A 12,307-nucleotide genomic window follows, 5' to 3' on the forward strand; every position below is an offset into this window, starting at 1 on the left:
CGAGGGAGAATCGCTGTACAGCGCGCTAACAAATCGCTGTACATTTTAGACGCAACCCATCAGCGGACAATTGTCAACCGTAGGGCGATAGAGCCCGTTACTGGCTGACCTTCTGCTCGCCGGGAGGCGTTTCCAACCAATTCTCGATAGAGGAATCATCAATGAGCAAACTTCTCGCAGTCATGATCGCTGGCCTGTTCGCCGCTGGCGCGTACGCCCAGAACCCGGCCGGTACCACGCCCGAACAAGGCAACGCGACCAACAGCAAGCCGCAAGCTCGCGCTGAAGCCAAGAAGGAAGCCAAGCCCGCTGGTCAAGTGGCTCCCGCTGCTGGCGACATCGCCAAGACGCCTGAAGGCGGCGCCTTCGGTGCCGACAAGGCTGGCGTTGCTGGCGAAAAGCGCGCCAAGACCCGCGACGATCGTCGCCGCAACAAGGACGGCAGCGTGAAGCGCAAGGCCACCCAAGGCGGCACGCCTGACATGCCCGGCGCCAAGTAAGCCGGTCTGTCCCCCTAAGAAAAGCGCTCTCCAGAGCGCTTTTTTTCGTTCGCAGTTTTGTTCAACCACTGTCAACCGGGGTTCTTGAGGTCCGTTGAATGGAGGCCTTCCGCAGGGAGGTGATCCATATCAACAATCTCAAAGGATTTCTCATGAACAAGCTGATCGCAGCCCTGGTCGCCGGCCTCTTCGCAGCCGGTGCATTCGCCCAAGCCGCCGAGCCCGCGCCCGCAGCGCCGGCCGCTCCCGCCGTCCACAAGGCCAAGGCCAAGCACACGGTCAAGAAGCACAAGGTGCGTCACGTCTCCAAGGCCCACGCGGCCGCCGCCAAGAAGGTGTAAGCTTTCAAGCTCCCGGCAATGCCCGCTTCAGCGGGCATTTTTATTGGTCACGGGCCGACCTCGTGTGTCGCCGCCCCGAAAGAGTCATCCGATGTTTCAGCGTCTCGCCGCGCTGCTTCTGGTGTCCGCGTCCTTCCTGGCGCCGGCCCACGCGCAGCAGCAAATTCAACCGCAACCCCAAACCGATCTGGCACGCACGCAGTTGTCGGTCGGCCTCTACAAGATCGATGCGCAAGTGGCGCAATCGCCTCGCGAGCGCGAGATCGGACTGATGTTCCGCAAGACGATGCCGCAGGCCGAGGGCATGATCTTCGTCTTCGAGCAGCCGGCCACGCAGTGCTTCTGGATGCGCAACACGCTGCTGCCGCTGACCGCCGCCTTCGTGGCCGACGACGGCCGCATCGTCAACCTGGTCGACATGCAGCCGATGACCGAGAACTCGCACTGCTCCGAGGAGCCGGTGCGCTACGTGCTCGAGATGAACCAGGGCTGGTTCGCCAAGAAGAACATCAAGAAGGGCGCCAAGCTCGGCGGAGAGCTCTTCTCGGCCGCCAAGCGCTGAGCAATTGAGCGCCCGTAAAAAAGCCGACCCGCAGGTCGGCTTTTTTCATGGCAAGCGCCAGGCCCGGCTTCAGCCGAAGTTCTTCGCCGCGAAATCCCAGTTGGCCAGCTTGGCCAGGAAGGTCTCGACGAACTTCGGGCGCAGGTTGCGGTAGTCGATGTAGTACGCGTGCTCCCACACGTCCACGGTCAGCAGCGCGGTGTCGGCGGTGGTCAGCGGCGTGCCGGCGGCGCCGGTGTTCACGATGTCCACCGAACCGTCGGCCTTCTTCACCAGCCACGTCCAGCCCGAGCCGAAGTTGCCCACGGCCGACTTCACGAAGGCTTCCTTGAAGGCGTCGTAGCTGCCCCACTTGGCATCGATGGCCTTGGCCAGCGCGCCGGTGGGTGCGCCGCCGCCTTGCGGCTTCATGCAGTTCCAGAAGAAGGTGTGGTTCCAGATCTGCGCGGCGTTGTTGTAGATGCCGCCGCTGGACTTCTTGACGATCTCTTCGAGCGTCATCGCTTCGAACTCGGTGCCCTTTTGCAGGTTGTTCAGATTCACCACGTAGGCGTTGTGGTGCTTGCCGTGGTGGTACTCGAGCGTTTCCTTCGAATACTCGGGGGCCAGTGCGTCGATGGCGTACGGCAGGGGTGGGAGCACATGTTCCATGGTTTTTTCTCGTGGGTTGGTTGTGGGGAATGAAGGATTCTAGGAAGTAATCATGGGGGCGGCGTCAGACGTGTTCCCGTCGCGCCGCCGGGCGTCACGGTCAGGTCGACCGAGCCGTCCGAAAGGCGTGCAACCACGGCATCGCCGGCCTGCAGGCTGCCTGCGCTGACGACCGCGCGGCCTTCGCCGTCGGTCAGCAAGGCATAGCCGCGCTGCAGCACCAGGGCCGGGTCGAGCAGTCGCAGGCGCAGGGCCACGCGTTCGAGCCGCTCGCGCCGCTGCGTCAGCGAACGCGCGAACTTCGCGGAAAAATCGGTGGCGATGGCCTGCGGCACCTGCGCCAATCGCTCCCGGCGCGACAGCACCGCGTAGTGCAACCGCTGCGCGTGGTGCGCCAGCCGCAACTGCTGGCGCGCGACCAGGCCCGACGGGCGGCCCAGCCGCGCAGCCGCCTGGTCCAGCCGTTGGCCAAGCACATCGAGCCGCCCACCCAGCGCGTCGCCGAGCCGCTCGTCGAGCAGGTCGAGCGCGCCGAGCCACAGGTCGCGCGGCGCGCTGACGAGTTCGGCGGCGGCCGTCGGCGTCGGTGCGCGCAGGTCGGCGCAGAAGTCGGCGATGGTGAAATCGGTTTCGTGCCCCACACCGCTGATTACCGGCACAGGACTCTGCACGATGGTGCGCGCCAGCGTTTCGTCGTTGAAGGCCCAGAGGTCCTCGATGGAGCCGCCACCGCGCACCAGCAGGATCACGTCGACAGCCGGCTCCAGCGTGTAGAGCGACTGCAAGGCGCGCACCAGTTCGGCCGGCGCGTTGGCGCCCTGCACTGCCGCCGGCGCCAGCACCACGGGAATATGTGGCACACGCCGCCGCAGCGCGGTCACGACGTCATGCAGCGCCGCAGCCCCCAGCGAGGTGACAACGCCCACGGCACGCGGCATGGAGGGCAGCGCCCGTTTGCGCGCCGGGTCGAACAGGCCTTCGGCCTCGAGGCGTGCCTTGCGCTGCAGGAACTGCTCGAACAGCGCGCCCTGCCCCGCGCGCCGCAGGCTTTCGACCACTAGTTGCAGATCGCCGCGCGGTTCGTACACCGCCAGCCGGCCGCGCACTTCGACCTGGTCGCCGTCGCGCGGCGTGAAGTCGAGCAGACTCGCCGCGCGACGGAACATCGCGCAGCGCAGCTGGCCGGATTCGTCCTTGAGCGAGAAATAGCAATGACCGCTCGACGCGCGCGAGAAACCCGAGATTTCCCCGCGCACCGAGACCGGATTGAAGCGCGCATCGAGCGCATCGGCCACCGCGCGGCACAGCGCGCCCACGGCCCACACGCGCGGCCCGGGCGCGGCATTCGGCTCCCTGAAGCTCATCGCGCCCCTCCGCCGCCGAGCGCCACTCTTCCACAACGGGCGCCGTGCCCCCCACTTTGGAGGGGTATGGTGGAACAGATGCACGAGTTCTCGTGCAAGCTGTTGATTTCATTAAAAAAAGTGCTGCTCAAAATTCAATCGATCTAACGGAAAGCCCGTCCCATGCGGGTTCGGAGACATTGCGCGATGGGTTAATCACAAAGTTATCCACAGAATCTGTGCGTCCTTGCCGACACGCAAACAAGCCGCGAGCCGATGGTGGCTCGGTGGATAATCGCCGCGCATTTGCAGTCTACGGGCCGGAGGATTTTCTTGTTTTCCATCATTGTTGCCGCGGGCTGGCCAATCTGGCCATTGCTCGCCTGTTCGGTCATCGCACTCGCGCTGGTCATTGAACGTTTCACCAGCCTCAAGACCGTCAAGGTCCTTCCGCCGAAGCTGCTGGACGAGACCATCACCGTGTCGCGCGGCGCGGTTCCCGGCCCGGATGTCGTGACCAAACTGGAAAGCAACTCCATGCTCGGCCAGGTGCTGGCCGCCGGCCTGCGCGCACTGAATGCCAACCCGCGCTGCACCGAAGACGACCTGCGCGCCGCCATGGAGGCCTCGGGCCGCACCGTGGCGCACAAGCTGGAGCGCTACCTGCCGGCGCTGGCCACCATCGCCTCGGCGGCGCCGCTGCTCGGCCTGCTGGGCACGGTGATCGGCATGATCGAGATCTTCGGCTCGCAGTCGCCCGGCAGCGGTGCGGTCGGTTCGGGCAACCCGGCGCAGCTGGCGCACGGCATTTCGATCGCGCTGTACAACACGGCCTTCGGCCTGATCGTGGCCATTCCCACGCTGATCTTCTGGCGCTACTTCCGCAGCCGCGTCGACGAGTACCTGCTGAACCTCGAACTCTCGGGCGAGCGCTTCGCGCGCCACTTGAACGCACTTCGCAAATGACGGCCATCGCAGCAACCGACGGCCGCCACACCAGGGACACCGCGGAACCGGCTTCGCCGGGCCGCAGGTGTCGCCCCCGGAAGGGGGTTGGCGTAGCGACACGAAGTGCGCGCAGCCTGGGGGTGAGCCTATGACTCGGGGCCGCATGCAGTTTCGCCACGGCGCGCGCGACGAGCCGGAGATCAATCTGATCCCGTTCATCGACGTGCTGCTGGTCGTGCTGATCTTCCTGATGCTGTCGACCACCTACAGCAAGTTCACCGAGATGCAGCTGCGGCTGCCGACGGCGGACGTCGACGCCCAGCGCGACTACCCGAAAGAGGTGATCGTGGCGGTGTCGGCCGACGGCCGCTACGTGATCAACAAATCGCCGCTAGCGGACCGCAGCGTCGACACCGTGGCCGCCGCGCTCGGTGCTGCCGCCACCGGTGGCAAGGACAGCGTCGTGATCATCAGCGCCGACGCCGCCAGCCCGCACCAGGCCGTGGTGACGGTGATGGAGGCCGCGCGCCGCGCCGGCCTGATGCAGATCACCTTCGCCGCCCAGTCGACGGCCCAGGCCGGTCACTGAGTGTCGACCGGCGCGCGGCTGCAGGACGCCTGGCTGCGCCGCGGTGCGCTGGCCTGCCTGCTGTGGCCGCTGTCGCAGGTCTACGGCGCCCTCTTCGCGCTGCGGCGCGCCTTCTATCGATGGGGCTGGCAGAAAACCGGACGCGTGCCGGTACCCGTGATCGTGGTCGGCAATGTGATTGCGGGTGGAGCCGGCAAGACACCGGTCGTGATGGCCGTCGTGCGCCATCTTCAGGCGCGCGGCCTGCGGGTGGGTGTGGTGTCGCGCGGCTACGGCCGCCGCACCGACGACTGCCGTGAAGTCCGGGCCGACAGCGATCCGCAGGACGTCGGCGACGAACCCGCGCTGATCCACCACGCCACCGGCGCGCCCGTCTTCGTGGCCCGGCAGCGCATCGAGGCCGCACGCGCCCTGCTCGAGCAGCACCCGGCCACGCAGGTCATCGTCAGCGACGACGGCCTGCAGCATCTGGCGCTGGCGCGCGACATCGAGATCTGCGTGTTCGATGACCGCGGTGTCGGCAACGGCTGGCTGCTGCCGGCCGGCCCCCTGCGCGAGCCGTGGCCACGCCATTGCGACCTGTTGCTGCACAGCGGCGAGCGGCCCGCCTTCGCCGAGGGCTACACCGCCACCCGCGAGCTGGCGCCGTACGCCTTCGCGAAGGACGGCCGGCGCATCCCGCTCGACACGCTCGCCGGCCAGCCCGTGATCGCGCTCGCTGCCATTGCACGGCCAGAGGCCTTCTTCACGATGCTGCGCGCACGCGGCCTGACGCTCGCAGACACCCTCGCGCTGCCTGACCACCACGATTTCACTGGCTGGCAACGCCCGGCCGACCCCGCCCTGCCCCTCGTCTGCACGGAAAAAGACGCCGTCAAGCTCTGGCAGCAGGCGCCCGACGCGCTCGCCGTGCCACTGCACTTCGAACCCTCGCCGGCGTTCTTCGCCGCCCTCGACGCGAAGCTATCATCGCTCGATGGATACCAAGCTGCTTGAACTGCTCGTCTGCCCCGTCACCAAGGGCCCGCTGACCTGGAACGCCGAGAAGCAGGAACTCTGCTCGCGCAGCGCGCGCCTGGCCTACCCGGTGCGCGACGGCATCCCGGTGCTGCTCGAGAACGAGGCCCGCACGCTGTCCGACGAAGAGCTGGGCCTGTGAGCTTCACCGTTCTGGTGCCGGCCCGGCTGGCTTCGACGCGACTTCCCAACAAACCGCTGGCCGACATCGCCGGCCTGCCGATGGTCGTGCGCGTGGCACAGCGTGCCCGCCAGTCTGGCGCCGCCCGCGTGGTGGTGGCCGGCGACGACGCCACCATCATCGACGCCTGCAAGGCGCATGGTATCGAGGCCCTGCTCACCCGCCAGGACCACCCCAGCGGCACCGACCGGCTGGCCGAAGCCTGCGAACAGCTCGGGCTCGACGGTGACGCGATCGTCGTCAACGTGCAGGGCGACGAGCCGCTGATCGACCCCGCGCTGATCGACGCCGTTGCCGCCACGCTGGGCGCGCGCCCGCAGGCCGCGATGAGCACCGCCGTCCACGCGATCGACTCGCTGGCCGACTTCATGAACCCGAACGTGGTGAAGGCCGTGCTCGATGCGCAAGGCCATGCGCTCTATTTCAGCCGCGCGCCGATCCCCTGGTGGCGCGACGGCTCGTCGGGTGGTGCGGCGCCGTCGGTGCTGCCCAGCCCCGCACCGCTGCGCCACATCGGCATCTACGGCTATCGCGCAGGCTTCGTGCGGCAATTTCCATTGCTGTCACCCGCCCCTGTCGAAGCCACCGAGGCGCTCGAACAGTTGCGCGCGCTGTGGCACGGACACCGCATCGCGGTGCATGTGAGCGATGTGGCACCGGGCCCCGGGATCGACACGCCCGAAGACCTGGCACGCGTGCGCGCCGTCTTCGCGGCCGGCTCGCCTGCGTGAGCTGCAGGCCGCCCCGAGGGAGACGGCGGCAATTTGTCACGGGGACGCATGCTATCCTCGATGCAATTCCGCCTCGGCGCGCCTGAGGGTGCGCATGGGGCGCGACACAAAATCTAAGAACCTTCCGAGGACACCATGAGACTTATTTTGCTGGGCGCGCCCGGAGCAGGCAAAGGCACGCAAGCGACCTTCATCTGCCAGAAATACGGCATCCCCCAAATCTCGACCGGCGACATGTTGCGCGCCGCGGTCAAGGCAGGCACCCCCCTCGGGCTGCAGGCCAAGACGATCATGGATTCGGGTGCACTGGTCAGCGACGACCTGATCATCAACCTCGTGAAGGAACGCATCGCGCAGTCCGACTGCAACGGCGGTTTCCTGTTCGACGGCTTCCCACGCACCATTCCGCAGGCCGACGCCATGAAGGCAGCCGGCGTCAAGCTCGACTACGTGCTCGAGATCGACGTGCCCTTCGGCGACATCATCGAACGCATGAGCGGCCGCCGCTCGCACCCGGCATCGGGCCGCACCTACCACGTCAAGTTCAATCCGCCGAAGGTGGAAGGCAAGGATGACGTGACCGGTGAAGAGCTGATCCAGCGCGAAGACGACAAGGAAGAGACCGTGCGCAAGCGGCTCGACGTCTACAGCCAGCAGACCCGTCCGCTGGTCGACTACTACTCGGCCTGGGCCAAGACCGACCCAGCCGCCGCGCCGAAGTACCGCGCCATCCAGGGCGTGGGCACGGTCGACGAGATCACGCAGCGCGCGCTTGCCGCACTGAACAGCTGATTCAGAGGCTGATTCGTCAGCCTCTTTCTCCTAGCCGCCCTCCGATTCCGGGAGGGCGGCCACTCCCAAGAGTTCCAGCACCAGCGCAACCCGCGCCTTCACCGGCGTGAGTGCGCCCGCATCCCGCAGCCCGTCACCGGGTTTCGGCAGGATGCGTCCGTTCGCACAGCGCGTGGCGCGCAGCACGGAGACACCGCCGTCCTGCGCCTTCAACGCCGCGGCTTCCAGTGCATGGTGCACGGTGCCGTTGCCAGTCGTGGCCACGACCAGCCCGCGCAAGGGCTCAGCCGACGGGAGCAGCAACGCCTCCACGATCGCACCGCTCGCGCCCGCGTGGCTCATGACGATCTCGACGCGGGGCCACGGCTTCGATACCGCCTCCAGCCGCGCCGCATCGAACGGCGCGCCCTGCGGCCACGCACGCACGCGCCGCACCTCGCCCTCTTCCACATAGCCGACCGGCCCCGCGTCGCCCGACGCGAAGGCATCAAGGCGGTAGGTGTGCACCTTCTGCACATCGAGGCCGCTGTGGATCGTGCCCGCACACACCACCGTCACGCCCCGTGCGCCGGGCGTCGAGGCCACAGCGAGTGCGTCGCGGACATTCTGCGGACCGTCAGGCGACAGGGCCGTGGCCGGGCGCATCGCGCAGGTCAGCACCACCGGCTTGGCCGGCGAGAGCACGGCGTGCAGGAAGAAGGCGGTCTCTTCCAGCGTGTCGGTGCCGTGGGTGACCACGATGCCGGCCACATCAGGCTTCGCCAGCCAGTGCGCGCAGCGCGCGGCCAGCTGGCGCCAGGTGTCGGCGTCCATGTCCTTACTGTCGAGCTGCGCGACCTGCTCCGCCACCAGCGTCACGCCGGCCGGCGCCTCGATGCCGCCCAGCAGGTCCGCCACGCCCACCTGTCCGGCGGTGTAGCCGATGTTGTCGCCGCTGCTGGCGGCCTTGCCGGCAATGGTGCCGCCGGTGCCCAGCACGACCACGCGGCGCGTCTCGGACGAAGAGGAATGAGTCATGGCTTGTCAACTTTTGAAAACTGGTTAAAAATACAGGTACTGGATATCTAGCCAGTGCCGCAAGGAAACCACTATGCAGTTCGCAGTGAAGCTTACCGCCCGCCAGCAGCAGATCCTGGACCTGATCCAGGGCGCCATCGCACGCACCGGTGCGCCGCCCACGCGCGCCGAAATCGCCAACGAGCTGGGCTTCAAGTCGGCCAACGCCGCCGAGGAGCACCTGCAGGCCCTGGCCCGCAAGGGCGTCATCGAACTCGTCAGCGGCACTTCGCGTGGCATCCGCCTCAAGGGCGATGCGCTGCGCTCGCTCCACGAAACGCGCCACCGCGAAGGCAACCAGTTCTCGCTCTCGCTGCCCGGCATGGCCCAGCTCGCGCTGCCGCTCATCGGCCGCGTGGCGGCGGGTTCGCCCATCCTTGCGCAAGAGCACGTCGACCAGACCTACTACGTCGAGAACACGCTCTTCCAGCGCCAGCCCGACTACCTGCTCAAGGTGCGCGGCATGTCGATGCGCGACGCCGGCATCATGGACGGCGACCTGCTTGCCGTGCAGGCCACGAAGGAAGCGCGCAACGGCCAGATCGTGGTGGCACGCCTGGGCGAAGAAGTCACCGTGAAGCGCCTGAAGCGCAACAAGCAGGTGATCGAACTGCACGCCGAGAACCCCGACTACCCGACCATCATCGTCCAGCCCGGCGAGCCCTTCGAGATCGAAGGCCTCGCGGTCGGCCTCATCCGCAACACGATGCTGATGTAGGCCCCGGGCCTGCTGCCCACACGCAGCAGCACCTCATCCGGCCGCGACAGGTGGCGGGCGTATGGCGCGAAGTCGCCATCACCCTGTCGTGGCCGATTCAAGAAATCCTGCCTGTGTTCAACCTCATACTTTTTTGGAGTTCACATGGGAATCGCCCTCCTCGCCATCGCCGACCTCTGGTCGCCCCTGCAATCGCTGGCCACCCGCTGGATGCCCGCCCGCCGCCCGTCGCACGGTGAGAGCGGCGACGCTGCCGCTGGCCTGCGCTACGTGGCCATTCGCCCGGCCTGCACGGCGCGCACCGCTGGCAGCCCGGCGCCGGCCGCGTCACCGTCCGCCGCCACGCCCGCCCGTCCGCTGCGCGTGGTCCGCGTGGTCGACCGCCAAGGCTCGCAGCGCGGCTGCGCCAACCGGGTCGTGATTTCCGGCCGCATGGCCGACGTGTGCGCCGAACTCGACCGGCTCGCCGCACTGGAAGCCGCAGAAGCCGGCAGCGGCGCACCCCGCCCCAGCCACCTGCACTGAGAAGGTGCGAACGAGCCCGTCGTGCCTGCGCACCCCGCACGCGCACGACGGATTCACCCCTAACGGTCTGAAACAGGCCTCCCGGGCGCCATCTGGCGCGGGGTATCCAAACGTTCACACGTGCGACGTGCCGATGCTGCGAGGCACAATGGCATGCCATGAACATTGTGATCCTCGACGACTACCAGGACGCCGTGCGCAAGCTGCAGTGCGCTGCCAAGCTGGACGCTTACGCCGCCAAGGTCTACACCAACACGGTCAAGGGCATCGGCCAACTGTCGGTTCGCCTCAAGGATGCGGACGTCATCGTGCTCATCCGCGAGCGCAGCCAGATCTCCCGCCAGCTCATCGAGAAGCTGCCCAAGCTCAAGCTGATTTCCCAGACCGGTCGCGTCGGCGGCCACATCGACGTCACGGCCTGTACCGAACGCGGTGTGGCGGTGGCCGAGGGCTCGGGCTCGCCGCAGGCGCCCGCCGAACTCACCTGGGCGCTGATCATGGCGGCCATGCGCCGCCTGCCGCAGTACATCAGCAACCTCAAGCACGGGGCCTGGCAGCAGTCGGGCCTCAAGTCGGCATCGATGCCGCCGAATTTCGGCGTGGGCTCGGTGCTCAAGGGCAAGACGCTGTGCATCTGGGGCTACGGCCGCATCGGCCAGCTGGTGGCCCGCTACGGGCAGGCCTTCGGCATGCAGGTCGTGATCTGGGGCCGCGAGGCCAGCTGCGCCAAGGCGCGCTCCGACGGCTTCCAGGTGGCACAGAACCGCCACGAATTCTTTGCGGCCGCCGACGTGCTGTCGGTGCACCTGCGGCTCAACGAGGACACCCAGGGCCTCGTCAAGCTCGAAGACCTCTCGCGCATGAAGCCGACGGCGCTGTTCGTCAACACTTCGCGCGCCGAGCTGGTGGAAGCCGATGCCCTGCTGGCCGCGCTCAACCGCGGGCGCCCCGGGCTGGCGGCCATCGACGTGTTCGAGAGCGAACCGCCGCTGCAGGGCCATGCGCTGCTGCGCCTCGAAAACTGCATCTGCACGCCGCACATCGGCTATGTCGAGCAGGAAAGCTACGAAAGCTACTTCGGCCAGGCGTTCGACAACGTCGTGAGCTTCATCAAGGGCAACCCCACGAACATCGTGAATCCCGGCGCGCTGCAGGTCCGGCGGTGAACGCATGAGCCGGCCCGCGCCGCAGCGAGGCGCGCTCTGGGCGCTGCTGGCCGGCAATTTCGTGATCGGCACGGGCGTGATGGTCGTGCCGGGCACCCTCAATGAAATCAGCGCCTCGCTGGCCATCCAGGTCGCCACAGCGGGTCAGCTGATCAGCGCGGCCGCCTTCGTGATGTGCCTGGGCGCCCCGCTGCTGGCCGCCGCCGTCGCTGGCTGGGACCGCCGCAAGCTGCTGGCCCTCACCCTGCTCTGGTACGCCGCGTGGCACGTGGTTGCGGCGCTCGTGCCCAGCTTCGGCGCGCTGCTGCCGGTGCGCATGCTGACGGTGATCGCGCCCGCCATCTTCACGCCCCAGGCCGCGGCCTGCGCCGGCATGCTGGTGGCGCCCGAGCAGCGCGGGCGCGCCGTCACCTTCGTCTTTCTCGGCTGGTCGGTGGCCTCGGTGCTGGGCCTGCCGATCGGCGCGCTGATCGGTGGCCACCTGGGCTGGCGCATGGCCTTCATGGCCATCGCGGCGCTCAGCGTGGTGAGCGCGGCCTCGGTCTGGCTCACACTGCCCAGCGGCATCCGGCCCGCCGCGCTCACGGCCGCCGCCTGGTCGCGGGTGCTGCGCAGCCCGGTGCTGATGGGCATCGTGTCGGTCACGGCCCTGCAGGGCGTCGGCCAGTTCGTGCTGTTCAGCTATTTCGGCCCGCTGCTCAAGCAGGGCTTCGGCGCCGACGCCAACACGCTGAGCCTGATGTGGGCGCTGTTCGGCGCCTTCGGCCTGTTGGGCAACATGGTGGTGAGCCGCTACATCGATCGCGTCGGCGCCGGGCGCATGGTGCTGTTGACGACCGGGCTGATCGCGCTGAGCCTGCTGCTGTGGCCGCTGGCCAGCACGCTGGCGTGGCTCGCGGTGGTGCTCGTGCCCTGGGGTCTGGGCTGCTTTGCCACCAACTCCTCGCAGCAGGCGCGCCTCGTGGGGCTGGCGCCCGCCCTGGCGCCGGGCTCGGTGGCGCTCAACAGCTCGGGCATCTACATCGGCCAGGCCCTGGGCGCGGCGCTGGGCGGCTGGCTGCTGGCGAACGACGCCACCGAGTGGATGAGCCGGGTCGGTTTTGCACTGATGCTGCTGGCCATGGGCCTGAGCATCGCCATCGACCGCAGCCGCCGCCCGGCCTGATTCCGATGCCCCGCGTAACACC

At 67.8% G+C, this 12,307-nt stretch carries 16 protein-coding genes; 13 read left to right on the forward strand and 3 right to left on the reverse strand.

The window, feature by feature from the left end; genetic code table 11:
* Positions 1 to 161 precede the first annotated feature (161 nt).
* The 3 genes from AC07OX_RS19430 (at position 162) to AC07OX_RS19440 (ending at position 1,403) form a co-directional block, all read left to right on the forward strand.
* Positions 162 to 500, forward strand: a complete 339-nt coding sequence (locus tag AC07OX_RS19430) for a hypothetical protein (RefSeq protein ID WP_062471494.1) — start codon at positions 162 to 164, stop codon at positions 498 to 500.
* 152 nt (positions 501 to 652) lie between these two features.
* Positions 653 to 841, forward strand: a complete 189-nt coding sequence (locus AC07OX_RS19435; RefSeq protein WP_070060553.1) for a hypothetical protein — start codon at positions 653 to 655, stop codon at positions 839 to 841.
* Positions 842 to 932: 91 nt separating this feature from the next.
* Positions 933 to 1,403 (forward strand): DUF192 domain-containing protein, encoded by a 471-nt coding sequence (locus AC07OX_RS19440; RefSeq protein ID WP_082548869.1) that lies wholly within the window; start codon positions 933 to 935, stop codon positions 1,401 to 1,403.
* A 69-nt stretch (positions 1,404 to 1,472) separates the two neighbouring features.
* Here AC07OX_RS19440 and AC07OX_RS19445 read toward each other — a convergent pair whose 3' ends face one another.
* The gene (locus AC07OX_RS19445; RefSeq protein ID WP_095745206.1) at positions 1,473 to 2,054 is read right to left on the reverse strand and encodes a superoxide dismutase; all 582 of its coding nucleotides are present in this window, start codon (positions 2,052 to 2,054) and stop codon (positions 1,473 to 1,475) included.
* Positions 2,055 to 2,104: 50 nt separating this feature from the next.
* Complete coding sequence (gene xseA, locus AC07OX_RS19450) at positions 2,105 to 3,418, reverse strand: exodeoxyribonuclease VII large subunit (RefSeq protein WP_495261602.1); 1,314 nt, start codon at positions 3,416 to 3,418, stop codon at positions 2,105 to 2,107.
* A gap of 312 nt (positions 3,419 to 3,730) precedes the next feature.
* On the opposite strand from xseA, the gene AC07OX_RS19455 reads away from it, so the two are divergent.
* The 6 genes from AC07OX_RS19455 (at position 3,731) to adk (ending at position 7,655) form a co-directional block, all read left to right on the forward strand.
* Positions 3,731 to 4,363 (forward strand): MotA/TolQ/ExbB proton channel family protein, encoded by a 633-nt coding sequence (locus AC07OX_RS19455; protein ID WP_095947709.1) that lies wholly within the window; start codon positions 3,731 to 3,733, stop codon positions 4,361 to 4,363.
* Positions 4,364 to 4,508: 145 nt separating this feature from the next.
* Positions 4,509 to 4,934: an ExbD/TolR family protein gene (locus AC07OX_RS19460; protein WP_062471507.1), complete on the forward strand. Its 426-nt coding sequence runs from the start codon at positions 4,509 to 4,511 to the stop codon at positions 4,932 to 4,934.
* On the forward strand, positions 4,935 to 5,930 hold the full coding sequence (lpxK, locus tag AC07OX_RS19465) for a tetraacyldisaccharide 4'-kinase (RefSeq protein ID WP_495261603.1): 996 nt from the start codon (positions 4,935 to 4,937) through the stop codon (positions 5,928 to 5,930). It abuts the gene before it with no gap.
* A complete protein-coding gene (locus tag AC07OX_RS19470; RefSeq protein WP_013541700.1) occupies positions 5,911 to 6,093 on the forward strand; it encodes a Trm112 family protein in 183 nt (60 codons plus the stop codon). Before lpxK ends, AC07OX_RS19470 begins: the two co-directional genes overlap by 20 nt.
* A complete protein-coding gene (gene kdsB / locus AC07OX_RS19475; protein WP_495261604.1) occupies positions 6,090 to 6,863 on the forward strand; it encodes a 3-deoxy-manno-octulosonate cytidylyltransferase in 774 nt (257 codons plus the stop codon). The genes AC07OX_RS19470 and kdsB overlap by 4 nt, the downstream gene beginning before the upstream one ends.
* A gap of 135 nt (positions 6,864 to 6,998) precedes the next feature.
* Positions 6,999 to 7,655, forward strand: coding sequence for an adenylate kinase (gene adk, locus AC07OX_RS19480; RefSeq protein WP_495261605.1), 657 nt, complete (start codon positions 6,999 to 7,001; stop codon positions 7,653 to 7,655).
* A gap of 30 nt (positions 7,656 to 7,685) precedes the next feature.
* Here the strand turns inward: adk and AC07OX_RS19485 are convergent, their stop codons facing one another.
* Positions 7,686 to 8,672 (reverse strand): asparaginase, encoded by a 987-nt coding sequence (locus tag AC07OX_RS19485; protein WP_495261606.1) that lies wholly within the window; start codon positions 8,670 to 8,672, stop codon positions 7,686 to 7,688.
* A 73-nt stretch (positions 8,673 to 8,745) separates the two neighbouring features.
* Here AC07OX_RS19485 and lexA point away from each other — a divergent pair, with 73 nt between their 5' ends.
* From lexA to AC07OX_RS19505, 4 genes are all read left to right on the forward strand, one after another.
* Entirely contained in the window at positions 8,746 to 9,429 is a 684-nt protein-coding gene (gene lexA, locus AC07OX_RS19490) for a transcriptional repressor LexA (RefSeq protein WP_062471522.1), read from the forward strand.
* A 144-nt stretch (positions 9,430 to 9,573) separates the two neighbouring features.
* Positions 9,574 to 9,954 carry a hypothetical protein gene (locus tag AC07OX_RS19495; protein ID WP_495261607.1) on the forward strand — a complete coding sequence of 127 codons (381 nt, stop codon included), beginning with the start codon at positions 9,574 to 9,576 and terminating at the stop codon, positions 9,952 to 9,954.
* A gap of 158 nt (positions 9,955 to 10,112) precedes the next feature.
* Entirely contained in the window at positions 10,113 to 11,120 is a 1,008-nt protein-coding gene (locus AC07OX_RS19500; RefSeq protein WP_062471528.1) for a D-2-hydroxyacid dehydrogenase family protein, read from the forward strand.
* A 4-nt stretch (positions 11,121 to 11,124) separates the two neighbouring features.
* Entirely contained in the window at positions 11,125 to 12,285 is a 1,161-nt protein-coding gene (locus tag AC07OX_RS19505) for an MFS transporter (protein WP_095745201.1), read from the forward strand.
* Positions 12,286 to 12,307 lie beyond the last annotated feature (22 nt).

This window comes from Variovorax sp. GW821-FHT09D07, from assembly GCF_059416345.1.

What these genes read in the sequence shown, in the direction of transcription:
- AC07OX_RS19430 (WP_062471494.1), top strand. Translation starts at nt 162, where the DNA reads ATGAGCAAACTTCTCGCAGTCATGATCGCTGGCCTGTTCGCCGCTGGC.
- AC07OX_RS19435 (WP_070060553.1), top strand. Translation starts at nt 653, where the DNA reads ATGAACAAGCTGATCGCAGCCCTGGTCGCCGGCCTCTTCGCAGCCGGT.
- AC07OX_RS19440 (WP_082548869.1), top strand. Translation starts at nt 933, where the DNA reads ATGTTTCAGCGTCTCGCCGCGCTGCTTCTGGTGTCCGCGTCCTTCCTG.
- AC07OX_RS19445 (WP_095745206.1), bottom strand. Translation starts at nt 2,054, where the DNA reads ATGGAACATGTGCTCCCACCCCTGCCGTACGCCATCGACGCACTGGCC.
- xseA (WP_495261602.1), bottom strand. Translation starts at nt 3,418, where the DNA reads ATGAGCTTCAGGGAGCCGAATGCCGCGCCCGGGCCGCGCGTGTGGGCC.
- AC07OX_RS19460 (WP_062471507.1), top strand. Translation starts at nt 4,509, where the DNA reads ATGCAGTTTCGCCACGGCGCGCGCGACGAGCCGGAGATCAATCTGATC.
- AC07OX_RS19470 (WP_013541700.1), top strand. Translation starts at nt 5,911, where the DNA reads ATGGATACCAAGCTGCTTGAACTGCTCGTCTGCCCCGTCACCAAGGGC.
- adk (WP_495261605.1), top strand. Translation starts at nt 6,999, where the DNA reads ATGAGACTTATTTTGCTGGGCGCGCCCGGAGCAGGCAAAGGCACGCAA.
- AC07OX_RS19485 (WP_495261606.1), bottom strand. Translation starts at nt 8,672, where the DNA reads ATGACTCATTCCTCTTCGTCCGAGACGCGCCGCGTGGTCGTGCTGGGC.
- lexA (WP_062471522.1), top strand. Translation starts at nt 8,746, where the DNA reads ATGCAGTTCGCAGTGAAGCTTACCGCCCGCCAGCAGCAGATCCTGGAC.
- AC07OX_RS19495 (WP_495261607.1), top strand. Translation starts at nt 9,574, where the DNA reads ATGGGAATCGCCCTCCTCGCCATCGCCGACCTCTGGTCGCCCCTGCAA.
- AC07OX_RS19500 (WP_062471528.1), top strand. Translation starts at nt 10,113, where the DNA reads ATGAACATTGTGATCCTCGACGACTACCAGGACGCCGTGCGCAAGCTG.
- AC07OX_RS19505 (WP_095745201.1), top strand. Translation starts at nt 11,125, where the DNA reads ATGAGCCGGCCCGCGCCGCAGCGAGGCGCGCTCTGGGCGCTGCTGGCC.